This is a genomic window from Acinetobacter sp. TTH0-4 (assembly GCF_015602665.1).
In the GTDB taxonomy this organism is placed as follows: Bacteria; Pseudomonadota; Gammaproteobacteria; order Pseudomonadales; family Moraxellaceae; genus Acinetobacter; species Acinetobacter albensis.
Window position 1 is genome coordinate 1,432,495 of record NZ_CP059079.1, and the last position, 20,904, is coordinate 1,453,398.

Annotated in this window: 23 protein-coding genes and 1 pseudogene; 8 read left to right on the forward strand and 16 right to left on the reverse strand. The window is 35.1% G+C overall.

Translation table 11 applies throughout. The features are described from left to right. Positions 1-42: 42 nt before the first annotated feature. Positions 43-522 (reverse strand): hypothetical protein, encoded by a 480-nt coding sequence (locus H0S58_RS06635; protein ID WP_195727574.1) that lies wholly within the window; start codon positions 520-522, stop codon positions 43-45. 258 nt (positions 523-780) lie between these two features. On the opposite strand from H0S58_RS06635, the gene H0S58_RS06640 reads away from it, so the two are divergent. Beyond that, a complete protein-coding gene (locus H0S58_RS06640) occupies positions 781-2,271 on the forward strand; it encodes an amidase (protein ID WP_195727506.1) in 1,491 nt (496 codons plus the stop codon). 119 nt (positions 2,272-2,390) lie between these two features. On the opposite strand, the gene H0S58_RS13920 is transcribed toward H0S58_RS06640, so the two are convergent. The 6 genes from H0S58_RS13920 to H0S58_RS06665 all read right to left on the reverse strand — a co-directional run bounded on the left by H0S58_RS13920 (position 2,391) and on the right by H0S58_RS06665 (position 7,807). Next, a complete protein-coding gene (locus tag H0S58_RS13920) occupies positions 2,391-2,504 on the reverse strand; it encodes a hypothetical protein (RefSeq protein WP_406741611.1) in 114 nt (37 codons plus the stop codon). Between the two features lie 100 nt (positions 2,505-2,604). Continuing rightward, complete coding sequence (locus H0S58_RS06645; RefSeq protein WP_092719167.1) at positions 2,605-2,862, reverse strand: hypothetical protein; 258 nt, start codon at positions 2,860-2,862, stop codon at positions 2,605-2,607. A 726-nt stretch (positions 2,863-3,588) separates the two neighbouring features. Continuing rightward, positions 3,589-3,819 carry a hypothetical protein gene (locus H0S58_RS06650; RefSeq protein WP_053577967.1) on the reverse strand — a complete coding sequence of 77 codons (231 nt, stop codon included), beginning with the start codon at positions 3,817-3,819 and terminating at the stop codon, positions 3,589-3,591. 216 nt (positions 3,820-4,035) lie between these two features. Then, the gene (locus H0S58_RS06655) at positions 4,036-5,139 is read right to left on the reverse strand and encodes a YheT family hydrolase (RefSeq protein WP_195727507.1); all 1,104 of its coding nucleotides are present in this window, start codon (positions 5,137-5,139) and stop codon (positions 4,036-4,038) included. A 111-nt stretch (positions 5,140-5,250) separates the two neighbouring features. Beyond that, positions 5,251-5,661 (reverse strand): nuclear transport factor 2 family protein, encoded by a 411-nt coding sequence (locus tag H0S58_RS06660; protein WP_195727508.1) that lies wholly within the window; start codon positions 5,659-5,661, stop codon positions 5,251-5,253. A 121-nt stretch (positions 5,662-5,782) separates the two neighbouring features. Then, the gene (locus H0S58_RS06665; protein WP_195727509.1) at positions 5,783-7,807 is read right to left on the reverse strand and encodes an FAD-dependent oxidoreductase; all 2,025 of its coding nucleotides are present in this window, start codon (positions 7,805-7,807) and stop codon (positions 5,783-5,785) included. Positions 7,808-7,945: 138 nt separating this feature from the next. Here H0S58_RS06665 and H0S58_RS06670 point away from each other — a divergent pair, with 138 nt between their 5' ends. The 3 genes from H0S58_RS06670 (at position 7,946) to H0S58_RS06680 (ending at position 10,405) form a co-directional block, all read left to right on the forward strand. Next, positions 7,946-8,491, forward strand: coding sequence for a PadR family transcriptional regulator (locus H0S58_RS06670; protein WP_195727510.1), 546 nt, complete (start codon positions 7,946-7,948; stop codon positions 8,489-8,491). Between the two features lie 18 nt (positions 8,492-8,509). Next, positions 8,510-9,418 (forward strand): alpha/beta fold hydrolase, encoded by a 909-nt coding sequence (locus tag H0S58_RS06675; protein ID WP_195727511.1) that lies wholly within the window; start codon positions 8,510-8,512, stop codon positions 9,416-9,418. A gap of 87 nt (positions 9,419-9,505) precedes the next feature. Further along, on the forward strand, positions 9,506-10,405 hold the full coding sequence (locus tag H0S58_RS06680) for a LysR family transcriptional regulator (RefSeq protein ID WP_053577973.1): 900 nt from the start codon (positions 9,506-9,508) through the stop codon (positions 10,403-10,405). 389 nt (positions 10,406-10,794) lie between these two features. On the opposite strand, the gene map is transcribed toward H0S58_RS06680, so the two are convergent. Then, the gene (gene map, locus H0S58_RS06685; RefSeq protein WP_092719150.1) at positions 10,795-11,589 is read right to left on the reverse strand and encodes a type I methionyl aminopeptidase; all 795 of its coding nucleotides are present in this window, start codon (positions 11,587-11,589) and stop codon (positions 10,795-10,797) included. Between the two features lie 346 nt (positions 11,590-11,935). Here map and brnQ point away from each other — a divergent pair, with 346 nt between their 5' ends. Together brnQ and H0S58_RS06695 are read left to right on the forward strand one after the other, a co-directional pair. Further along, positions 11,936-13,228 (forward strand): branched-chain amino acid transport system II carrier protein, encoded by a 1,293-nt coding sequence (brnQ, locus tag H0S58_RS06690; RefSeq protein WP_195727512.1) that lies wholly within the window; start codon positions 11,936-11,938, stop codon positions 13,226-13,228. Between the two features lie 455 nt (positions 13,229-13,683). Next, positions 13,684-13,926, forward strand: a complete 243-nt coding sequence (locus H0S58_RS06695; RefSeq protein WP_195727513.1) for a hypothetical protein — start codon at positions 13,684-13,686, stop codon at positions 13,924-13,926. Positions 13,927-13,982: 56 nt separating this feature from the next. Here H0S58_RS06695 and H0S58_RS06700 read toward each other — a convergent pair whose 3' ends face one another. Continuing rightward, positions 13,983-14,441, reverse strand: coding sequence for a hypothetical protein (locus tag H0S58_RS06700; RefSeq protein ID WP_195727514.1), 459 nt, complete (start codon positions 14,439-14,441; stop codon positions 13,983-13,985). Between the two features lie 122 nt (positions 14,442-14,563). On the opposite strand from H0S58_RS06700, the gene H0S58_RS06705 reads away from it, so the two are divergent. Then, on the forward strand, positions 14,564-15,424 hold the full coding sequence (locus H0S58_RS06705) for an alpha/beta fold hydrolase (RefSeq protein WP_193894203.1): 861 nt from the start codon (positions 14,564-14,566) through the stop codon (positions 15,422-15,424). A 79-nt stretch (positions 15,425-15,503) separates the two neighbouring features. On the opposite strand, the gene H0S58_RS06710 is transcribed toward H0S58_RS06705, so the two are convergent. The 4 genes from H0S58_RS06710 to H0S58_RS06725 form a co-directional block, all read right to left on the reverse strand. After that, complete coding sequence (locus tag H0S58_RS06710; RefSeq protein ID WP_053577980.1) at positions 15,504-15,719, reverse strand: hypothetical protein; 216 nt, start codon at positions 15,717-15,719, stop codon at positions 15,504-15,506. Continuing rightward, positions 15,716-15,928, reverse strand: coding sequence for a DUF4177 domain-containing protein (locus H0S58_RS06715; RefSeq protein ID WP_053577981.1), 213 nt, complete (start codon positions 15,926-15,928; stop codon positions 15,716-15,718). Before H0S58_RS06715 ends, H0S58_RS06710 begins: the two co-directional genes overlap by 4 nt. A gap of 841 nt (positions 15,929-16,769) precedes the next feature. Continuing rightward, a complete protein-coding gene (locus H0S58_RS06720; RefSeq protein WP_195727515.1) occupies positions 16,770-17,057 on the reverse strand; it encodes a hypothetical protein in 288 nt (95 codons plus the stop codon). Positions 17,058-17,208: 151 nt separating this feature from the next. Next, positions 17,209-17,442 (reverse strand): hypothetical protein, encoded by a 234-nt coding sequence (locus H0S58_RS06725; RefSeq protein WP_195727516.1) that lies wholly within the window; start codon positions 17,440-17,442, stop codon positions 17,209-17,211. Between the two features lie 241 nt (positions 17,443-17,683). Between H0S58_RS06725 and H0S58_RS14010 the strand changes: the two are divergent. After that, positions 17,684-17,753 (forward strand): annotated as a pseudogene (locus H0S58_RS14010) (hypothetical protein); the annotation flags it as partial. A 523-nt stretch (positions 17,754-18,276) separates the two neighbouring features. Here the strand turns inward: H0S58_RS14010 and gltS are convergent. The 3 genes from gltS to H0S58_RS06740 all read right to left on the reverse strand — a co-directional run bounded on the left by gltS (position 18,277) and on the right by H0S58_RS06740 (position 20,874). Next, a complete protein-coding gene (gene gltS, locus H0S58_RS06730) occupies positions 18,277-19,500 on the reverse strand; it encodes a sodium/glutamate symporter (protein WP_195727517.1) in 1,224 nt (407 codons plus the stop codon). Between the two features lie 195 nt (positions 19,501-19,695). Next, positions 19,696-19,911 carry a hypothetical protein gene (locus H0S58_RS06735; protein WP_195727518.1) on the reverse strand — a complete coding sequence of 72 codons (216 nt, stop codon included), beginning with the start codon at positions 19,909-19,911 and terminating at the stop codon, positions 19,696-19,698. Positions 19,912-20,148: 237 nt separating this feature from the next. Next, complete coding sequence (locus H0S58_RS06740; RefSeq protein WP_195727519.1) at positions 20,149-20,874, reverse strand: hypothetical protein; 726 nt, start codon at positions 20,872-20,874, stop codon at positions 20,149-20,151. Positions 20,875-20,904: the final 30 nt, after the last annotated feature.

The following is a 20,904-nucleotide window of genomic DNA, read 5'->3' on the forward strand; positions in this document are numbered from 1 at the left end:
ACCGCTCTAATAAGCGGTTTTTTTATAAAAATTATTTAAGTTTTAAGGCAAGACACGGCTTAAAGTAGCAAAACATTGTTCTGCCTTTTCATTCGTACAAAAATGAATGGTTGATGGATTTTTCCATTGGACAAAATACTGGGAAATTTCGCCACTTTGATCCTGCTGAAGGCCTAAGCAATCCTTTTCATTATTATCATACTTGACTTGCAAGATCAGGGCTGGCAATAAGGTACGTTCCTCTTGAGGTGGCTGGTAATCGTAAATTCCCGATGACCACTCTTGTCCACTCTTAATCATCACATCGTTATTACTTTTAAAATTGTAATATTCAATACATTTTTTATTATTGGGAATTTGCATTCCCCACAATCCTACAATCTCTGGACGCGTCACAATACGAATACTATTCGAATTTTCTGTTGGTTTTACTTTTTCGTTTGCTACCACTGATTTACTTTCATTTGCCATCGCAATTGATGAGCATAATACGAGAAAAATGGTCAGATATTTTTTTTTCATACGTTTAAAATTCAAAACTAAAATCCTTAACTACAAGTTAGCATGCTTTTATGAAAAACCAGTATTTATCACCATATTACAACAATATATTTAGTCTATTGAACATAAAAATCAGTTATTTGACCATCAAAAAAATAGCTTTCAATGGTCTAGTTTTGAATAGCCAACTCTCATTTTTTTTGAATAAAAAACAGTCTTGCTTATTAAGATAAAATCGCTTACAAAAACAGAGGTTTAAAAAAATTAAATAAGGACACTATGAAACTTTCTGAATATCTTCAATATGATGGACTAGGATTGGCCGACTTGGTGGCTAAAAAACACGTTAGCTCTTCAGAATTGCTTAATTTAGCATTACAACGCGCCGCAGACACCAATCCCAAATTGAATGCAATTATTATTCCTATGCATGACTATGCAAAGACACGCACTCAACAAGCATTAACTGGGCCTTTTGCTGGTGTCCCTTTTTTAGTGAAAGATTTATTTCAAGAATATGCAGGCTATCCCACGTCATATGGCTGCACAGGATTAAAACGAATCCATTATATTGCTGAACAAAATTCTGAAATTGTAAATCGCTGGGAAAACTCAGGTATTGTCACTTTTGGGCGTACCAATACACCAGAATTTGGCATTAAAGGCATTACCGAGCCCGATGCTTGGGGTGCGTGTCATAACCCTTGGAATCTCAAACATAATAGTGGTGGATCATCAGGTGGTTCTGCTTCTGCTGTTGCAGCAGGCATCGTTCCTCTGGCTGGTGCAGGAGATGGCGGTGGATCTATACGTATTCCAGCATCTTATTGTGGTTTATTTGGGTTAAAACCTAGCCGTGGCCGTACCCCGTGGGGGCCAAATATGAGTGAAGCGATGCATGGCGCTGCAATTCAACATGTATTGACCAAAACAGTACGTGATAGTGCTGCAATGTTAGATGTAACGCATGGCCCTGAACATAGCTCATTATTTAAAATTAAATCACCTGAATCCACTTATTTAGAAGCAATTCAATTTCCACCCAAAAAATTAAAGATTGCATTTAGTACCCAATCTCCAATCGGTACAAAAGTATCTGAAGACGCGATAGCCGCAGTACATCATACCGTGAAATTACTAAAATCTTTAGGACATACGTTAATAGAAGATACTCCTGCTATTGACGGACTGGCTTTAGCTCGAGATTTTATTACCACTTGGTTTAGTCAGTTTTCTTATATGCTGGAACAAATCAAACAACAATATCAAAGTAAAAATGGGGATTTTGAACTCGACTCATTGGCATTGGCCGCATTTGGAGCTCAAACCAGTGCAGCTCAATATATCCATAATCTCAATAATTGGGGACTATACACCACACAAATGAATCATTTTTTTGATCGCTATGATTTATATTTAACTCCTGCCACTGCATCAGTTGCACCTAAAAATGGCGAAATCAAACTTCCACAATGGCAAAAACCTATTTTAAAAAGTTTACTCAAATTAGGAAAAGCGCATTTGCTTGCTCAAGGTAAACTGGTCGATCAAATTGTTAAAGACAATCTAAAATGGGTTCCTTTTACCCAATTGGCCAATATTACGGGTTTACCTGCAATGTCAGTTCCACTGTATTGGAATAAAGATCATCTTCCGTTGGGCTCTCAATTTATTGCACCTTTCGCTCAAGAAGATAGATTACTACAACTCGCGGCTCAACTTGAACAAGCTCAGCCATGGTTAAATCGTTATAACAAAATTCACATATAACACGTCAAGATCCCTTTATGTCCTTGAACTATTTTTATGACTCTCATAATAATGCAAACTTGAAAGAATTTTTTGCAATTAAAAAGCCCATAAAAATGGGCTTAACTTAATGGATTGTATTAATCTTTGTCCATCGAATGTGGTGTAGTGGTTTTGTCTTGCTGACTATTATCAGTATCACGTTTTTGGCAACCTGTGAGTCCAACCATCACCAATAGTCCTACTACGATCATTATTTTCATTATTGACTCTCATATACTCAGAATTAAACAGAATATAAGACCTAGAATAAATACACAGTTTTATTTTTACACAACAAATGTAAAATTATCATTACTGATCAAAAAATCTTTTACAACCTGCTAAAAATTCTGCATTAAATACTTTAACCGCATTATCTTTTGCATTTTTACATTGATCTGCACCAGCTAATTTATTTTCTTGTGCATAATGATAACCCGCATACTCCGAAGTACCTTGTTTAAAAGGCTCTTTGTCTTGCGTTCGTATAGATTCTTGGAAATATAAAAATGCAGCAACTCCAATAATAGCCAAAATGACATTCACGATTTTAAATTGTTTAAAATTCATAATTTTATACTTTTTTGCCTATGTAACTCATCATAAATAAAATTAATCGCTTCGTCTATGCGTTCAAATATAAGTATATTTCTATTTACTTTGGGTCAAAATCATAAAAAAACTCTATTGGGCTTATCACCACTTAGTTCAATTGCAATAAACTTTGTTCTGCCTCAAAAACCAACTGCTTAATTTCATTTTTTCTTTTTTCCTTATTTTGTTGATGAATATACAAACCTAGTACTACACTCAAAAATACTAACATCGATAACAACATCCTTAATTTTTTAGTATTCACACTTAGCCCCACAATAAAAATTAATTTATATTTGATTTATTTTTATACTTTAAATTTATCTTTCAATTTTACTATCCCTCAATTTGATGACCCCACTTAAATAAAAAGCACCTTTTGGTGCTTTTTATTGGTTATTTATAATGAATTAGACATTTGCCCAAATGCATAAATGACTAGCATAAGTAAAACAGCAGATGATGATGTTAATAATAATTCTAAAGTTCTCATACCCCACTCACTTCTTGAAAGTGAAGTATTAGTTATACGGGGATTATGATTACTTAATAATGACAAAAAGTGACAAAAAGTGCTCATAACAACATAAAATTGTAAAAATTGATTTCTTAAACACGCACAAAACATCTAAAAATATACACAGTACTTTGAAAACCAAAAAACCGCCTTATGGCGGTTTTAAAGAGCATTTTTAATGTGGTTTAATTTACACGAGACGTGAATTTAAACATTTCATTTACATCTGTATAGAAGCTACGACCATCAAGGTTTAAATCAATTTCTACACCAGATTGAAGTAATACTTTTTTTCCAACTTCAACCCACTTAAACCCATCACGCGTACTTTGCATCTTTTTTGATGGAACCAACGATACAATTATTTCACTACCATTTACAGATTTTGCAATTAAATTTTCTATATTATTCAACATTTACACCAATTTTTTAACATCTACAGAAACACCACCATTGGCATTTCAAAACAACTTTTATTTCGATCACTTAGACTAATATAATATTTCTATCAATTTCAAAAAGAGAACATTTTCATACTTGTTGCAATAAGTATAACAGAAAAACTGATTCAATTCTTATTAAACCATTAGCCTTGCTCATATTAATTGCATCTAAATATTTCATCAATACCGCTAAAGTAATTCTTGTTGATGCTGATTGATTAAAAAATCTGAAATTAATCGTGTCGCCCAAGAATTAGTTTGTTTTAATCCTTCGTAAAATCCACAATGACTGCCCTTTCTTGTGGTGACCACCATAATATTTGGCATATTCTGAATCACCGTTTTATACGGTTCTAGATTTTGTATACGACACACAGGATCATCTTCTACATTTAACACCATCAGTGGAATGGTAATGTTTTCAAATACAAAAATAGGATTGGTGGCCTGATTATAAGCTTCAAAGCTCTGATAACCTGCCATTTCAAAATAACGGTACTGGAAATCAGCCAAACTTCGAGTGGCAAGCACTTGAGTGAGTGACGCTGTTTTTTGCCATGTGGTCGAATAAGGATGAATAAATGACTGAAATAATTTTTTGGTCATAATTTTACTATAAAAGGGATGCACATTTTTGAAGCCCAGTTCTGTGTCATAACCTGGGCAAAGTGCAAAAGCTGCTTTAAACGGCGTTTGCTCGCCTTGTTCCCCTAAATATCGTACCAATAGTCCTGTCCCTGCTGACGATCCGACCGCATACAAAGTAGAATGAGCAAATTTGGTTTGAATATATTCAATTTGTTCGCGCAAATCAGAGGTCGAACCAAAAATAGAGATTTTAGCAACCATCATAGGTAAGTTTGCATGACCACGTCGTAAACATAATGCAATCCGCCAACCCGTATAACGATGTAAATCGTGAACTACCTCAGACATGCTTTCAGGCGTTCCCGTTAAGGTATGCATAAGAACAATCGTCGGTGTACTTTCAGGCAAATGTAATCCGTACCATGCAATAGCAGTAATACCACCGTCAGCCATGTGTAAGTGCTCAATTGCATCATACTGTAGCTGAACATTCTTTTTCTTAATCAAATCAAAATACATTAAATGCAGATGAGTATTAGACAACCATGGCGTTGGACGATATTTGTGATTGAGTTGAGGTAATTGACCAATCCATTGTTGCGCCTGTCCTTTTGGATCAAAATACAATTTCGGTATTTCGGCTCCAGATAACTGATCAACAATATTTTGTACCCAGTGCGTTATTTTTTTGACCGGCAATTTCATGTGTATTTCACCTTGGGAGATTAATGCAAATTTAAAATAATAGGCTTCATATTCACCCTAAATAATTTACACGATCTTTTATCTCAATTTTCACCTTAAAATTTTACTCAGTTAAACTTTTGGGGTAAATGCCGCCAAACGCTGTCCCATTTGTGCAGCCAAAGCTTCTAGCCCACTTTTAGGACGTAGCATCACTTCAAAATCAATAATTTTTCCTTGATCATTAAAGCAAATCATATCAATGCCTTTTAATTTTTTTTCGGTTACATTAGCCGAAAACTCAAGTACAACACTCATTCGGTCTGAGGTATAAAACGCTCGGTGGTAGGTAAAATTTTCAAAAATCTCAATCACGTTTGATAAAATGAAAAATACAATTTGTTTACCAACATAGGGATTAAATGCAATCGGTGAACGAAAGATCACATCATCTGCAAGTAAATCATTCAATATTGACATATCGCGGGTTTCTAGCATTTCATGCCAGCGCTGTACGGCGGTTTGCGTATTTGCTAAAGCCATTTTTATTTCCTTATAATTTTATATTTCAATTGAGAGAAAAGAGTTCTTTGTTTCTATCATTTTGTTTCTAGTGGAAATCCATTGATTTAGCCCTCCCCCAAAGGGAGAGGGCTTTGTCTGTTTAAATGACTGCTGCCAAATCTGCACCTTGACGAATGGCACGTTTTGCATCTAATTCACCTGCTTCTTTAGCACCACCAATTAAATGCACATTTTTCCCCTCAGCTTTTAATTGCTCAAACATGGCGGTAAAAGGTTCTTGACCTGCACAAATCACTACATTGTCTACCTCTAATACAGTGGCTTGACCATTAACTAAAATATGTAAGCCTTGATCATCAATTTTTTCATAACTGGCGCCTGCAATCATTTTCACTTCACGATGTTTTAAGCCTGTGCGATGAATCCAACCAGTAGTTTTACCCAAACCTGCACCAACAGCCTTTGATTTACGTTGTAATAAATAAATTTCTCGATTGGATTGTTCCAATACAGGATTTTTTAGCCCCCCGACATGGGCATAATTGGTATCAATACCCCATTCATCATAGAATTTTTCAGGGTTGAGACTGGCGCTTTGACCTTCATGACTTAAATATTCTGCCGTATCAAAACCAATCCCACCAGCACCAATAATAGCAACACGTTGACCCACAGGCTTACGCTCTTTCAATACCTCTAAATAAGTCAATACTTTAGGGTGATCGATACCCTGAATATCTAAATGGCGTGGCGTAACCCCTGTTGCAACCACAATCTCATCGTAGTCCGATTTAGAAAGTGCTTCATACGTCGCTTGGTGATTTAAAACCAGTTGAATATTGGGTTGTAATTCAATTTTGCGCTGAAAATAACGTAAAGTTTCATAAAACTCTTCTTTTCCTGGAACAGTTTTCGCAATATTAAATTGTCCACCAATCTGATTGGCTGCTTCATATAAGGTGACTTTATGTCCACGATCTGCCGCATAGGTTGCAAAGCTCAAACCGGCAAGCCCAGCTCCAATCACGGCGATATTTTTAGTCAAAGTTGTTTCTTTAAAAATCAGTTCTGTTTCATAGCATGCCCGTGGATTGACTAAACATGTGGCAATTTGCATTGAGAAAATATGATCTAAACACGCTTGGTTGCAACCAATACAGGTATTAATTTCATCACTACGACCTTGTTCCGCTTTTTGAACAAAGAAAGCATCTGCAAGCATTGGACGTGCCATTGATACTATATCCGCATGACCTGAAGCCAGTACATGTTCCGCCATTTCAGGTGTATTAATCCGGTTTGATGTAATCAATGGAACATTGACTAAACCTTTAAGTTTTTCCGTTACCCACGTAAATGCCGCACGTGGCACTTTGGTCGCAATGGTTGGAATACGGGCTTCATGCCAACCAATTCCCGTATTGATAATGGTTGCACCTGCTTTTTCAATTTCTTTGGCAAGATGCACTACTTCATCAAAAGTTGAACCACCTTCGACCAGATCGAGCATAGATAAACGATAAATAATAATAAAATGTTCACCCACTTCTTCACGTGTGCGTTTTACAATCTCAATTGGGAAACGGATACGATTTTCATAATGACCACCCCACTCATCATCACGATGATTGGTACGTGCAGCAATAAACTCGTTAATGAGATAACCTTCCGACCCCATAATTTCAACGCCGTCATAACCTGCGTATTGCGCCAGTTTTGCACAATTTACAAAGTCAGCAATGGTTTGATGGACTTCGGCTGAGCTTAAGGCATGCGGTTTAGTGGGATTAATAGGCGCTTGAATAGCAGAAGGTGCAACTAAATCGGGCTGATAAGAATAACGACCCGTATGCAAAATCTGCATGGCAATTTGACCACCTGCATCATGTACAGCCTGTGTAATCACTTTATGTTTTTCTGCTTCTTCTAGACTGTCAAGTTTTGCGCCACCAGCAAAGGTTAAACCCGCATCATTCGGTGCAATACCGCCCGTCACAATGAGCCCAACACCACCTTGTGCACGTTCAGCATAGAAAGCCGCCATACGTTGGTAGCCCTGTGGTGCTTCTTCTAAACCGACATGCATAGATCCCATCAAAACTCGGTTTTTTAAAGTGGTAAAACCTAAATCTAAAGGGGCTAACAAATGAGGATAGTTAGACATACAATCTCCTTGGCGCGCTTAATACAGCTGGCTTATATTTCAATTAATGCAATTTGTTGCATATTTTATATTCTAGATTTGATTTTTATGCAACATGTTGCATAATGATTAGGTAAATATTTACTGACTGAGCCGTCTATGTCTTTAGCCCATGTTTTATTGACCAGCTTAATTGAGAAACCCAGTACAGGTATTGATTTAGCACGTCGTTTTGATCGTTCTATGGGCTTTTTCTGGAATGCAACACATCAACAAATTTATCGCGAACTGAGCGGTATGCAAGAAAAAAAATGGATATCGACGCTTGAACAGCCCGACAGCAGCAGTCGAAAAAAAACCTATCAGGTTGAAGCATTAGGACGTATCGAATTAGCTGATTGGATGGTCAAACAAAGTCCACCCGCGCAATTACGTGAAGAACTCATGGTGCGTTTAAGGGCTGAAGCTCAGTTAGGTGGAAAAAGTTTGTTGCCTGAACTCGAGCGTCATCTACATTTACATCAACAAAAGCTCAAAACCTATCGAACTATTTTTGCAAAAGATTTTGCAGATGGGCATAATCATAATCGAACACAATTTATCCACAAAATGATTTTACAACTTGGAATTGATTTAGAAATAGGCTGGATTAGCTGGTTAGAGATGCTTATTCCGCAATTAAAAATTTTTGATGAACAAGAATAATCTAAGGAAATAATAAACATGTCCTACTATGCTATGCCAGATGGTGAGCTACTTTTTGTACGAGAGTTTGGCCAAGGGAAGCCCGTATTGGTTCTATCTGGTTTAGGCATGCAAAGTTGGCAATGGTTACCTTTTTTATATCCTCATACTCAAAAATTTAAATTTATTATTCCAGACTGGCGTGGTTTTGGTGGTTCACATAATTGCCGCATCCCAACTCTAGATGCAATTCCAAGTCATTGGACTGATATCACAAGCCTGATTGAACAACTTAAATTAGAGCAATTTTCTGTAATTGCTTATTCAATGGGGGCATCTACTGCCATGCATGGCATGCAATATGGCAATTTTCATCAAAAGATAAAGTCTTATCTGCATATTGATCAAACGCCTAAAATTTCAGTAGATGAAACATGGCAATATGGTTTGCTCAGTCGGCGTCAAGGTGAATTTAAAGCGCTTTTAGCTCAAATTTCCATCTTGCTAGCATCCAACCCGCAAACACGTTTATTTAAAGATCTAGAGCCAATACATCAACAAGAACTGGTGAAACTTTGGCTCAGTTTTATTGAATTACAAGCCAGCAATAAAATTGTACCGCTTCTGTTTAAAGTGGCATTAAAGCAACCTAAATTACAACCATTAATTTTACCCATTCAACGTTTAGATTATCTGGCTTGGTATATCAATAATTACCTTAACCATAACGAGGATTATCGCGAAGCAGTGGCACAACTTGATTGTCCCACAACTTTCTTTATTGGTGAAAAATCTTCTTTATACCCCTCTCAAGGCCAAAAGATCATTGCGAATAGTGTGCAAAATTCAACCCAAATTATATTTAAAAAATCTGGGCATACTCCTTTAATTAGTGAACCAATTAAATTTAGCCGTGAAATTGCTCGTTTTTTAAAAAATCCTGTATAAATAATTCAGATAAACGAAATTTAAAATTGACAAATTGCAACGATAAATCTTTAATTAACGGGATTGTTGCATCAATGGAATTTTTAAATGCTGTCCGATCTTGATGATTTTTATTGCTTTGCTATGGTGGTCGAACATGGCGGATTTAGTGCAGCAGAACGCGCAACCGATATTCCAAAATCCAAATTAAGTCGTCGAGTGCACAATCTTGAAGAGCGTTTGGGTGTTCGTCTAATTCAGCGGAGTTCACGTCATTTTGCAGTCACCGATATTGGGATGAATGTTTATCGTCATGCACAAGTAATGATGACTGCGGCTCAAGCTGCGCATGATTTGGTTGATCATTTAAGTATTCAACCACGTGGGGTCATTAAAATGAGCCTACCGGTTTCGATTGCACAAAATGAAATTGCAAAAATTTTGCCTGAGTTTTTAAAAACCTATCCTGAAATTAAAGTTCAGTTAATTGTCAGTAATCGCCGTGTCGATATTATTAATGAAGGCATTGATATTGCGCTACGCGTTCGCTCTAATCTTGATGATGATCCCACTTTAGTGCTACGCAAATTTGAAAAAATTGAACAGCACTTATTTGCAAGCCAAGCTTATTTGAACCAATACGGTGACTTGAAACAGCCTGAAGACTTAAGTGAGCATCGTATTCTGAGTATGGTCGATGAGCATTTAGATCAACATATTGTGGTGCACGATGAAGACAATCATCAGAAAAAAATTAAAGTTAATCCAGTCGTGATGGGTTCTGATTTAATGATGTTGGCACAACTGGCTAGACAAAATTGTGGCATTGCACTCTTACCAGATACCATTGCTCAAGACTATATTGAAAGTGGTGAACTGGTGCGTGTGTTGCCTAACTGGAAAGCGCCCCATGGTATTCTACACGCAGTTTATCCTTCACGACGCGGACAACTTCCAGCTGTACGTGTACTTATCGACTATTTGGTCAAGCAACTCAGCAAATATTAAGATGGCTGTGATCTAGCCGTAAATGATAGAAATCTTAAACAATAAATGATTAAAATTGAAAATTTCTAATTTTGAATCTAGCTCAAAGCGACAATCAGCTCATTCTTCTCACTGAAGAAAATTTTTGATAAAAAAAAGCTTACCCGAGGTGGATAAGCTTATAAACTAAGATAAGAAACTACAGCTAGATTCTATTTGTCTATAATACAAATAAAACACGCTTTTATCTAATAGATAAAATATCTTAAAATTTACTCAAAAACAGTCAAACACCAAATAAAATCAGATATTGCAGGAAGTTTTTATCGTTTAAAACACTTTATTTATGTGGAATCAGAATTTAGTTCTACTAAAGTCTAAAACCATATTTTATCATTAAAATAAATCTTTTAAATTGCTGGATATGAACCTGTTCCTTCTGGCCAAGGTGACAATAATTCAAAACCTGTATCCGTTACAGCAACCATATGCTCCCATTGTGCTGTTAATGAACCATCTGCTGTCACCACAGTCCAACCATCTTTAAGCTCTTTTACTCGTGCTTTACCCGCATTGACCATAGGCTCAATTGTAAAGACCATGCCTTTCTTCAGTTTTAAACCTTGTCCTGCTTGCCCATAATGCAGAACATTAGGTTGTTCATGATAAATTTTACCAATTCCATGACCACAATATTCACGAACAATGCTATAGCCTTCGCGCTGTGCTACTGATTGAATGGCAAATCCAATATCGCCCAAGGTTGCATCTGGCTTTACTGCATGGATACCCGCAACCATTGCTTCATAAGTCGTTTCAACCAATTTTTTCGCTTCAGGTTTAACACTGCCAACATAATACATGCGACTGGTATCGCCAAAATAATCATCTTTGATAATCGCAACATCAATATTCAGAATATCCCCATCTTTTAAAATAGTTGCTGCTGAGGGAATACCATGACACACCACTTCATTTGGGGAAATACACGTCGTTTTGGTGTAACCATAATAGCCAACATTTGCTGGCGTCACTTTTAAAGTATTTACAATATAATCATTACAAATATCGTCCAAATATTCTGTCGTCACACCCGGCTGAACATACTTCCCTATCATTTCTAAAACTTGAGCAGCCAATCGCCCAGAAATACGGAGTTTTTCGATATCTTGCTCAGTTTTAATTGTAATAGTAGAAGCTTTCATTATTTATTCTCATCTGGGATCATTAAGATTATAAACCTTTTATTATTTTTTTGTTTAATTACAGATTATTAAGTCATTCATTATTCAGTACAACGATTCACCCACGCTGAATGTATAATTTTTAAACTTGCGATCATCATCGCTAAAAGAGGTTTAGAAATAAAGTAAAAAATAAATTATCTTTTTTTAATAAAAAAATCAGTAATATAAATAAAATTTTATTTTTTTTATTTAATATAGCTTTTTATTTGTTTATAAATAAAATCTACAACTTACATAAAATAAAGTACCCAAAAATTTGTGTATCCTCTAAAATTGCCCTTTTTGCTCGACCCTCTCCCTTTCTATGACAAATCTTCGTACTCGAGATATTGTTGCTTTAGGTTTTATGACCTTCGCACTTTTTATTGGTGCTGGCAATATTATCTTTCCTCCTATTGTCGCTCAACAAGCGGGTGAACATGTATGGTTGGCTGCATTTGGCTTTCTAATCACGGCCGTTGGCCTACCTGTCATCACCATTATGGCTTTATCACGCGTTGAAGGTTCTATCCAAAATTTAAGTTCACCCTTAGGTAAAATATCAAGTTTAATTTTAACTGTGGTGTGTTATTTAGCAGTTGGACCTTTGTTTGCAACGCCTCGTACAGCAACGGTTTCATATGAAATTGGATTTTCTTCATATTTTGGTACATCAAGTAGCAGCTTACTTATTTATAGTGCTATTTATTTTGCAATCGTGACTGTCGTATCACTTTATCCAAATAAACTCCTTGATACTGTGGGGCATTTTCTCGCACCATTAAAAATTATTTCTTTAGCGATACTTGGAATTGCTGCATTTGCGATACCTGCTGGATTTATCCCACCTGCAATTAATAATTATGTTACTGCTCCAGTCTCCGAAGGTTTCGTGAATGGTTATCTAACCATGGATACTTTAGGTGCTTTGGTTTTTGGTATTGTAATTATTCATGCCATTCATTCGCGCGGAGTAACTGATAAAAAACTGGTCACTAAATATGCTGTCATCGCCAGTTTAATTTCAGGTGTAGGTTTAACCTTAGTCTATTTAAGCTTATTTAAGCTGGGTTTAGGCAGTCACGAAGTTGCACCCAATGCTGCAAATGGAGCTGTTATTTTACATGCCTATGTACAGCATGCGTTTGGTGATGTGGGATCGTTATTTTTAACAGCGATGATTTTTCTGGCCTGTATGGTCACCGCGATCGGTTTAACCTGTGCATGCGCAGAGTACTTTTCTGAACTGACTAAAATTCCGTATAAAATTTTAGTTTTTATCTTAATTGGCTTCTCGTTTATTATCTCTAACTTGGGCTTGACCAAGCTGATTACTGTTTCAGTGCCTGTTTTAAGTGCGATTTACCCACCTGCAATTGTGGTTATATTACTGAGTTTCTTTTGGAAATTTTTTAATCGTCCTTCCTCTGTCGTTGCACCTGTTACTGCAATTGCATTTTTATTTGGTTTATTCGATGCTGTAAAAGTCACTGGTTTTGAATCATATTTACCTGATTTTATTCAACATTTACCCTTAAACGAACAAAATTTAGCATGGCTTCTTCCTTCTCTATGTGTGCTAGTGATTGCGATTGTGCTAGATAAGGTCAGAAAATAAGCAAAACTGATAGTATTTAAAATCAAGTTTTACCCAAACCTGATTTTAACCCAATCAATAAAGCATCGTGTTTTACCCAAACAGAGTTTTATTGTTTGCATCATCAGTAGATTGAAAAATTATCTAGACATGGCGTGAATAATTTCAACCATATATTGTGTTCACTTTTGAATAACGCACGATCGTCCTTATTATCGTAATTTCAATAAACTATTTATTCTCATGATGAATCTTTTGATTTCTGATCAATAATAAAATAACTCAGGTTATGCTCTTAAAAAATACCATATATTTACATTTAAAATAAAATAGTCATACATAAGTTCGCATTAGCATAGTTTTATTGCAAAATTATGAAAACAGCCCTTGAAATACACCAAAATAAGAAGTAAAACAATAGAACGAAGTTGAGTAAAACAATTTGGTTTAAGTCGAAAATTATAGGAGGGGTGGAGATGTTATCATTACATTTCAACAAGCAAGTCTTCATTAACGCTCTAAAAGCAAACAAAAATATGGTCACCTATTTAAGTACCACAATTGGTCTCATGGTGATTCTCATCATGCATGGTTTAATTCAAGGTAATCTGAAACCAGAATTCTTTATGTATGCTTTTATTGCTTCAATTGCCTTTTACATTTGGGCAGTGGTCGATCAAAAGTATCGTTATCAGAAACAGAGTAACTCTACAGAATAGAAGATGGGTGAGCCACTCACCCATCCTAAGAAAAAAATAAAATAATAAAAATCATATTAAAGTTTAAATAAACCAATCACCGCACCACCTAATAATCCGGCTGTAGCCACCAACTCCCCTATAACCAATAACAACATAGCGCTGCTTAACACCCATTTTGGTAAGTGCCAACGTCCCATTTGGTGAGGTTGTTTAAATTGATTCGTAGTGTCTTTTAACCAGCCATGCAATATATAGCTTAAAATTGAAAAGCTAAAAAAGAAAAGATTGATTAAGACAAAGATTAAGTTTATTTCTTCTATCCATACTGAAAAATAAGCCAAAACAGCAAGAATTAAACTGGCTGGTGCGTACAATAAGCTGCTTCTATGTGCAATATCGACGTAGTAATGAGCGCGCGATTGTGCTGAACAACGGATTTGATAATATTTCCATACGCCAGTAAGCATACCTACCCAAAGAAAAACCCCACTAAATACAATTGCCCAGATCACTGAATAATTTAAATTTTCCATACTGATTGATTTATATCCTTATTTTTAGAACGCTATTCTGACTTTAAAGTCATGAATTATGCAAGTTTGTTTTTAGAATTTGGGTACAGTACAACTAAGAAAAATGAATGTGCGTATTTAATATGACTATTTTTGAAAGCCTAGAAATTAACTGCAAAGATGGTTATTGCTTAAGTGGACGTTTTTATCCCAATCAAAAAACCAATCATAAGCGCTATCCTGTTTTAATTTGTCCTGCTACAGGTATTACTCAACACTTTTACCAAGCATTTGCAGAATGGCTAACCACTCAAGGTTATGATGTTTTAAGCTTTGATTTTCGTGGTATTGGCCGTTCTTTACATGGCCCGCTCAAGCAATCTCAAGCCAGCATTGTACAGTGGGGACAACTTGATATTCCTGCTGCAATTGACACGCTCTTATGTAAAACTCAAGCAGAGCAAGTAATATTATTAGGTCATAGCGCAGGCGGTCAACTTCTGGGAATTGTGCCAAATTATCAAAAAGTTGCCAAAGTAATTGCTGTTTCAGGCTCAACTGGACATATCAAAGGTTTAAAAGGTAAAACGAAATTACTGGCACCGTTGATGTTTAATGTTATTTTTCCATTAGCACGTATTACGCAAGGATATGGGCCAACTCAAGCGATTGGTATGGGTGAGAACTTACCTAAAGATGTTGCTCAACAATGGGCACAATTTTGCAGCAAACCTGGATATGTCCTGAATGCGATAGGTAAAACTGTATTTCAAGATTACCATGCCGAGATTAATTGTCCTATTATCTCAATCTGGTCATCAGATGATGAAATTGCGACAGAAGCCAATGTAAAAGATTTATTGCGCTTATATCCGAACGCCAATACCCAAATGATTGAACTGCAACCTAAACACTATGCGCATAAAGCCATTGGTCATATGCTTATGTTCAAAAAATCACATCAAAATTTATGGTCAGTCATTGAACAACAATTGGCTGTTTAGTTTAGATTTAAACTCCTAAAATGATATTTTCATTTTAGGAGTCTTTATCTTAATGACTCATTTATTGTTTTTGACTTTATTATTCATCAATAAAACCTTCTTTTTTGAGTTTTTTATCAGACAAATATTCTCGGACAACTAAACTAACGATCACAATAACTCCAACCAAAATTGCTGCAGATATCGTGATTTTCATAAAGTTTTCACTCGTTAAAACTGAAAACCATAATTGGACAATTGCAAGTAAAGCCCATAAAACTGAAATTGTCAGTGAACTAATCACACCATATTTCATTTCACTCTTTCCAAAATAACCACATAAGCTTCACGTTTCCAAAACAGTAACATACGGCGAATATCTTTTTCCATCGTGATCACTGACCAACCTTGTGCAGCATTTTGATTTAAAAAATTGGTAAATTTTACTGGGTCTACTTTGGATGAACCAAACAGTAAAGATCCCAATAACCCCTCTTGATAAATAACAACTTTATATTCTTTCATTTATAAATTTCTTTTTTAAAGGTTAATTTTAGGCATTATTTTAAAACTCAGTCCTGAGTATACATTTTTATTTTTAATAATATAGAATTTAAAAGCAATCACTTGATGTTTTTGAATTATTTTTATGTTTTAATACCCTCAGTTTGAGATGAGCCTCTTACAGTATATGAGCTTGACTTGTATACGACTAACCCCTAACCATGGGGTTTTTTATTGTCTAAAATTAATAACTTATAATTAATTGGCGTAATACTGACGCAAGCAGAAAGTCATCCATACTTTGCAACCGCTTTGTTGCACCAACCTACCATAAAAGGTTGTTCAGCAATATCATTTCCGAATGAATAGGCTTACAACTATAATCTACTATACAAAGAATTGGTGCTTTTACAATCGAACTTTAATCAATTGAGGAAACATCTCGATTTGGTTTGATCCTACTACTGAATGGTTACAGGCCTTATTTAGAGCCTCATTAAATTATATGTTTTAGATTGGGCAGCACCCGATTACTCCAACCTTACTCAATAAATTTACGGAATTAGGTAGACTTCATAAAATGTAAAAGTTTTGATCAATCAGTAAGCGATCACAGCGAAAATCTAGATCTAAAAAAACCCCAAGAAACATAAAACTAATTAGAGTATAAACTTTGAATCTTTTTCGTTGGTAGCGTGAGCTGGATTTGAACAAACGACCTTCGGGTTATGAGTCCGACGAGCTACCATACTGCTCCATCCCGCATCAACGAGGTGCCTGTATACGTCTTATTAGGTCTAATACAATCTTTATTAATTTAAATCTAAAAATCATTTTCAATATCTAGATAATGCAAATAAATCTATTGAATTTCTGATTCTGTTACAAATTCAGGATGAGAAGATCGATACAGCCCCAATTTCTTTATTTCATTCTCTAAATAGGATTTAGGTTCTTCTAGCCATGTAACTTTATCACTCCCAAAATCTGAATTATTCAAAGCCCAATCAGAAATAAGACCATACATAAAAGTATTATCAGCAAAAATTAATTTTGATTTTTTACTGGTATTGCTCACAAACACTTTATGCGTCGGTAAAAAACCAAATATACTGATACGAGTATATAGATATCTATAAGTATCTTTCATATTAGACATGTCCTAGTAAGAAAGTACTATATCAGCAATAAGTGATACTAATTAAATTATCTCGTGGCAGCATTCAATTTAAACCACTACGACTAAAGATATCGCTATAAAAAAGCCCACCTTTTCGATGAGCTTTTCTTGATATTTAAATCTATTCCCTTGAACACTTTACTTCAAGCTGACTGTCATCTTGAGTAATTTTAATTTTTTTGTATGTCCGCTTATTTGGATCCATTGCGGAGCCCACTACTTCTTCAAAGAAGCTGCGATCATTCATCAACTCTGCGTAAACTTTATAGCCTATTAATATTTTTTCAGGTTTTTTATTTCTTGCGATTACATCACTAAAAATAGTGTTTAACTTATTAATATCAACTGTGGGCATAAAAAAGAGTTCAAAAATAAAGTGCCTATTATCCTTTATTTGTATGACCAATCAATGTCAAAAAAGCCCACATTTCTGCGAACTTCTTTTGAAATCCTAAGTGAATTACTATAGCTACGTCCACTATAGCTGAAATAGGCCATATTCCTTGCGCAAGGTCAATCTATCCATACTGCCTTTAAACTATTGATTATATAATACTTTCATCATCTAAATATTCTTCCTATTTTATGCTTGATTTCAGCTTTCTCCAAGTGAATACCTCAAATATTGTTCAAGAAGTTATATGCGTAGCTTTTGATGAGCCAGTATGAGTGAAAGCTAAGATTCGAAATTAAAAACAAACACTTTATCAGCTTTAAAATTTGGCTAACACACTTGGTTTTATCTAAAAAAGGATCGTGAGTAGTGGTGCGACGTTCAAAAATATCTGTTATTGCACTAATACGCCTGCCATTAAACATGAGTTTAATTTGATATGACTCATCACTTTTTCGAGCTTTAGGAGGTTTAATTTTTGGGCCTAATCTTGGTGTAAAGTGTGAGCTAATTTAACGTAAACTACGTCTAAAATAGATAAAATGACCAATAAAATAAAAAGAACCTTATTAATCAACTGTTTTCACACTCATTAATATTAAAATAATTTTTTGTTTTTAATTGTTTTTTTAAATTAACTGCAAATTAACTAACTATGCCACCCCAAAACCAAAAATTATAAAAAACTTAACTATGGAGTGTTTTTTTCTAAAATTAATAATTTATAAAAATTGATAAGTTATAAAAAAGCACCTAATGGTGCTTTTTTATTTTTAAGAATTCGTAATAGATGAATTAGCTCAAGATCCCAATTGAAAATTGGATCACAAATGCATTCACAATATCGACAAAGAATGCACCCGTCAGTGGAATAATTAAAAAGGCTTTATGAGATGCCCCATAAGTATTTGTCACTGCTTGAATATTAGCAATTGCCGTTGGAGTGGCACCTAAATTTACGCCACATTGACCGGCACACAATACCGCAGCATCATAAGTTTTGCCCATCACACGGAAGGTCACAAAATATAGATACAAAGCTAAGAAAACGGTCTGAACAATCAGAATAATCACCAAAGGCCCTGCCAAGTCTGCTAGCAACCATAACTGTAATGACATTAAAGCCATCGATAGAAATAGTGCCAAAGATGCATTCCCAAAAACATCTATGCAACGGTCAAACACTTGAACTTTCAAACCATGCTCTAGAATATTACGTAAGATCACACCACACATGAGTGCCCAAACGAACGTTGGTAATTCAAACCATTGCCCTTTGGCAATTGCAGTCATGAAATAAGCAAAACTAATGCAAACAGCAAACATACCCATCGTTTTTACAGCATCATCTGCGGTGATTAGACGGGTTTTTTCTGGGTACTCGAACGGTGCTGTTTGCGATGCAGGTGGTGCTTCATTACGACCAGTTTCAGGTGAAACTTCTTCAGCTAATTGATAGCGCCGTATAAGAAACTTTGCGACAGGCCCACCCATCATACCGCCAATCACCAATCCAAATGTCGCACTGGCCATGCCTAATACAACTGCGCCTTGTACGCCATGCTCCTGTTCAAAGATACTACCCCAAGCACCTGCCGTACCATGTCCGCCAGTCAATGTCACTGAACCTGTGATTAAGCCAATGAGTGGATCTAATCCCAAAACTTTGGCCAGACTGATTCCTACAAAATTTTGTAAGAGTACAAATATAATTACGCAAACTAAGAAGACCAGTAGTGATTTACCACCTTCTTTAAGCTTGACCAAACTTGCACTTAATCCCACGGAGGTAAAGAACATCAGCATAAAAATTTGCTGAATATTGGTGTCAAAATTCACCGTAATATTAAAACTTTTAAATAGAAAATAAGTAATTATAGCCGCGACTAAACCACCTGCAACAGGTTCGGGTATATTGTATTTTTTTAGTATGCTGACTTTATTGACAAATACATACCCGACCAATAATACGCAAACCGCTGCGACTATAGTCAAAAATGCATCGAATTGATAATTCATGAGATATCCAATGATGCTTATTTAATTAATTTTAAACAGAATCATTAGTTACGAACAAGATGTTATTGTTATTCTTAGCCTATCTGGGTTTCATTTGTACAAATATTATCAAAGATAAAATACATCTCTATACTGCAGATAATTAATAAAAACCTTACAGTGTACGATTAAAATACAATCAATAAGCAAGCAATTCTATTCGATATCATATACCCAATTTCTGGCTTTTTTATCTGTAGTGGTTTCACACACATAGTAATAATCATCCCATAAATCTGGATGAAAAATTTCAAGTTTTCGATAAGTCACTTTTTGAGAGTTTTCCAAGCATTCAAAGCTTTCACCTTGGTCTTTCACTGCTGAGCCATTTAAAAAACCACCAATACATAAGAACCGTGCTTGTTTTGCCATTTTGTACATCAACTTTTAAATCATTCTTCAATGTGGGGATTAAACGATTTATTGGTCTAGCTGTAAAGTAAAACGAACGACATACATAAAGGAAATGCTGATCAGACTAAATTACTTTTGGAACATCAATAATTCCCAAGTTTGTTTTAATTTTACAGATAACTTATTTAAATTTATATAGATGGAATTAACACAGATTGACTCAATACGACTTAACCCTCCAAAATGCCAAGTTCGTTATTTACTCGGAAGCAACTCTAAAAGTTTATTACGAGCGTTTTGTGCTTCTTTCCGTCCTGTCCTTGTTGATGGATGCTGAATCCTATAGCAAGTGTATTTATCATCAAAGTTAAATTGCCAAAGCTGATTTTTACTAATTGCCTCATTTTCATAATCGATTGAGTCTTTGCACTTATCTAAAGAAAAAATCTCTCGTCTGAATTTCAAAGATGATAAGCCAGTTGCTAAAATAACTATATCAGGCTGAAAATAATTTAATTGTGCGCTCAATAGCTTCTTTGAAACATCATGAATTTCTTTAAAATACTTTGAACCAATCGGGCTCTTTTCCTTCCAAGAAAAAGAAAACAAGTTACAGTAGATTAAACCTTCATAGCCTGATTTATCTGCAACAGCTCTTGTAAAATCATGAAAACTAATTTTTTTGGTTCTTGGCTCATTTATCATTTTTTTTAAAAACACTTTATTCTTTTCAATCGATGTTAATAAATAATGATCCAAACTATATTCCTGTAATGTATTTATATTCCAGTCTCTCGTCTCAGCACCAATAATCATAATTTTATTTTTTGCTGTCCAATAATTTTCAGGTTCGCTTGCTAAAAATAAACCCGATAAACCTTCAACCTTCTTACTATATAAATGCTTTTCATTTAGAAATGACTCATCCAATTCAGATAATATGTTGAAATACTTTTGCTTTAAAATTTCATTTTTATTCATTTTTATAATCCAAAAATGAGGGCTGATTAA

Bases quoted from the DNA above. Each gene is read 5' to 3' on its own strand.
- H0S58_RS06635 (WP_195727574.1), bottom strand. From the start codon at position 522: ATGAAAAAAAAATATCTGACCATTTTTCTCGTATTATGCTCATCAATT.
- H0S58_RS06640 (WP_195727506.1), top strand. From the start codon at position 781: ATGAAACTTTCTGAATATCTTCAATATGATGGACTAGGATTGGCCGAC.
- H0S58_RS13920 (WP_406741611.1), bottom strand. From the start codon at position 2,504: ATGATCGTAGTAGGACTATTGGTGATGGTTGGACTCACAGGTTGCCAA.
- H0S58_RS06645 (WP_092719167.1), bottom strand. From the start codon at position 2,862: ATGAATTTTAAACAATTTAAAATCGTGAATGTCATTTTGGCTATTATT.
- H0S58_RS06650 (WP_053577967.1), bottom strand. From the start codon at position 3,819: ATGTTGAATAATATAGAAAATTTAATTGCAAAATCTGTAAATGGTAGT.
- H0S58_RS06655 (WP_195727507.1), bottom strand. From the start codon at position 5,139: ATGAAATTGCCGGTCAAAAAAATAACGCACTGGGTACAAAATATTGTT.
- H0S58_RS06660 (WP_195727508.1), bottom strand. From the start codon at position 5,661: ATGGCTTTAGCAAATACGCAAACCGCCGTACAGCGCTGGCATGAAATG.
- H0S58_RS06665 (WP_195727509.1), bottom strand. From the start codon at position 7,807: ATGTCTAACTATCCTCATTTGTTAGCCCCTTTAGATTTAGGTTTTACC.
- H0S58_RS06670 (WP_195727510.1), top strand. From the start codon at position 7,946: ATGTCTTTAGCCCATGTTTTATTGACCAGCTTAATTGAGAAACCCAGT.
- H0S58_RS06675 (WP_195727511.1), top strand. From the start codon at position 8,510: ATGTCCTACTATGCTATGCCAGATGGTGAGCTACTTTTTGTACGAGAG.
- H0S58_RS06680 (WP_053577973.1), top strand. From the start codon at position 9,506: ATGCTGTCCGATCTTGATGATTTTTATTGCTTTGCTATGGTGGTCGAA.
- map (WP_092719150.1), bottom strand. From the start codon at position 11,589: ATGAAAGCTTCTACTATTACAATTAAAACTGAGCAAGATATCGAAAAA.
- brnQ (WP_195727512.1), top strand. From the start codon at position 11,936: ATGACAAATCTTCGTACTCGAGATATTGTTGCTTTAGGTTTTATGACC.
- H0S58_RS06695 (WP_195727513.1), top strand. From the start codon at position 13,684: ATGTTATCATTACATTTCAACAAGCAAGTCTTCATTAACGCTCTAAAA.
- H0S58_RS06700 (WP_195727514.1), bottom strand. From the start codon at position 14,441: ATGGAAAATTTAAATTATTCAGTGATCTGGGCAATTGTATTTAGTGGG.
- H0S58_RS06705 (WP_193894203.1), top strand. From the start codon at position 14,564: ATGACTATTTTTGAAAGCCTAGAAATTAACTGCAAAGATGGTTATTGC.
- H0S58_RS06710 (WP_053577980.1), bottom strand. From the start codon at position 15,719: ATGAAATATGGTGTGATTAGTTCACTGACAATTTCAGTTTTATGGGCT.
- H0S58_RS06715 (WP_053577981.1), bottom strand. From the start codon at position 15,928: ATGAAAGAATATAAAGTTGTTATTTATCAAGAGGGGTTATTGGGATCT.
- H0S58_RS06720 (WP_195727515.1), bottom strand. From the start codon at position 17,057: ATGAAAGATACTTATAGATATCTATATACTCGTATCAGTATATTTGGT.
- H0S58_RS06725 (WP_195727516.1), bottom strand. From the start codon at position 17,442: ATGCCCACAGTTGATATTAATAAGTTAAACACTATTTTTAGTGATGTA.
- gltS (WP_195727517.1), bottom strand. From the start codon at position 19,500: ATGAATTATCAATTCGATGCATTTTTGACTATAGTCGCAGCGGTTTGC.
- H0S58_RS06735 (WP_195727518.1), bottom strand. From the start codon at position 19,911: ATGGCAAAACAAGCACGGTTCTTATGTATTGGTGGTTTTTTAAATGGC.
- H0S58_RS06740 (WP_195727519.1), bottom strand. From the start codon at position 20,874: ATGAATAAAAATGAAATTTTAAAGCAAAAGTATTTCAACATATTATCT.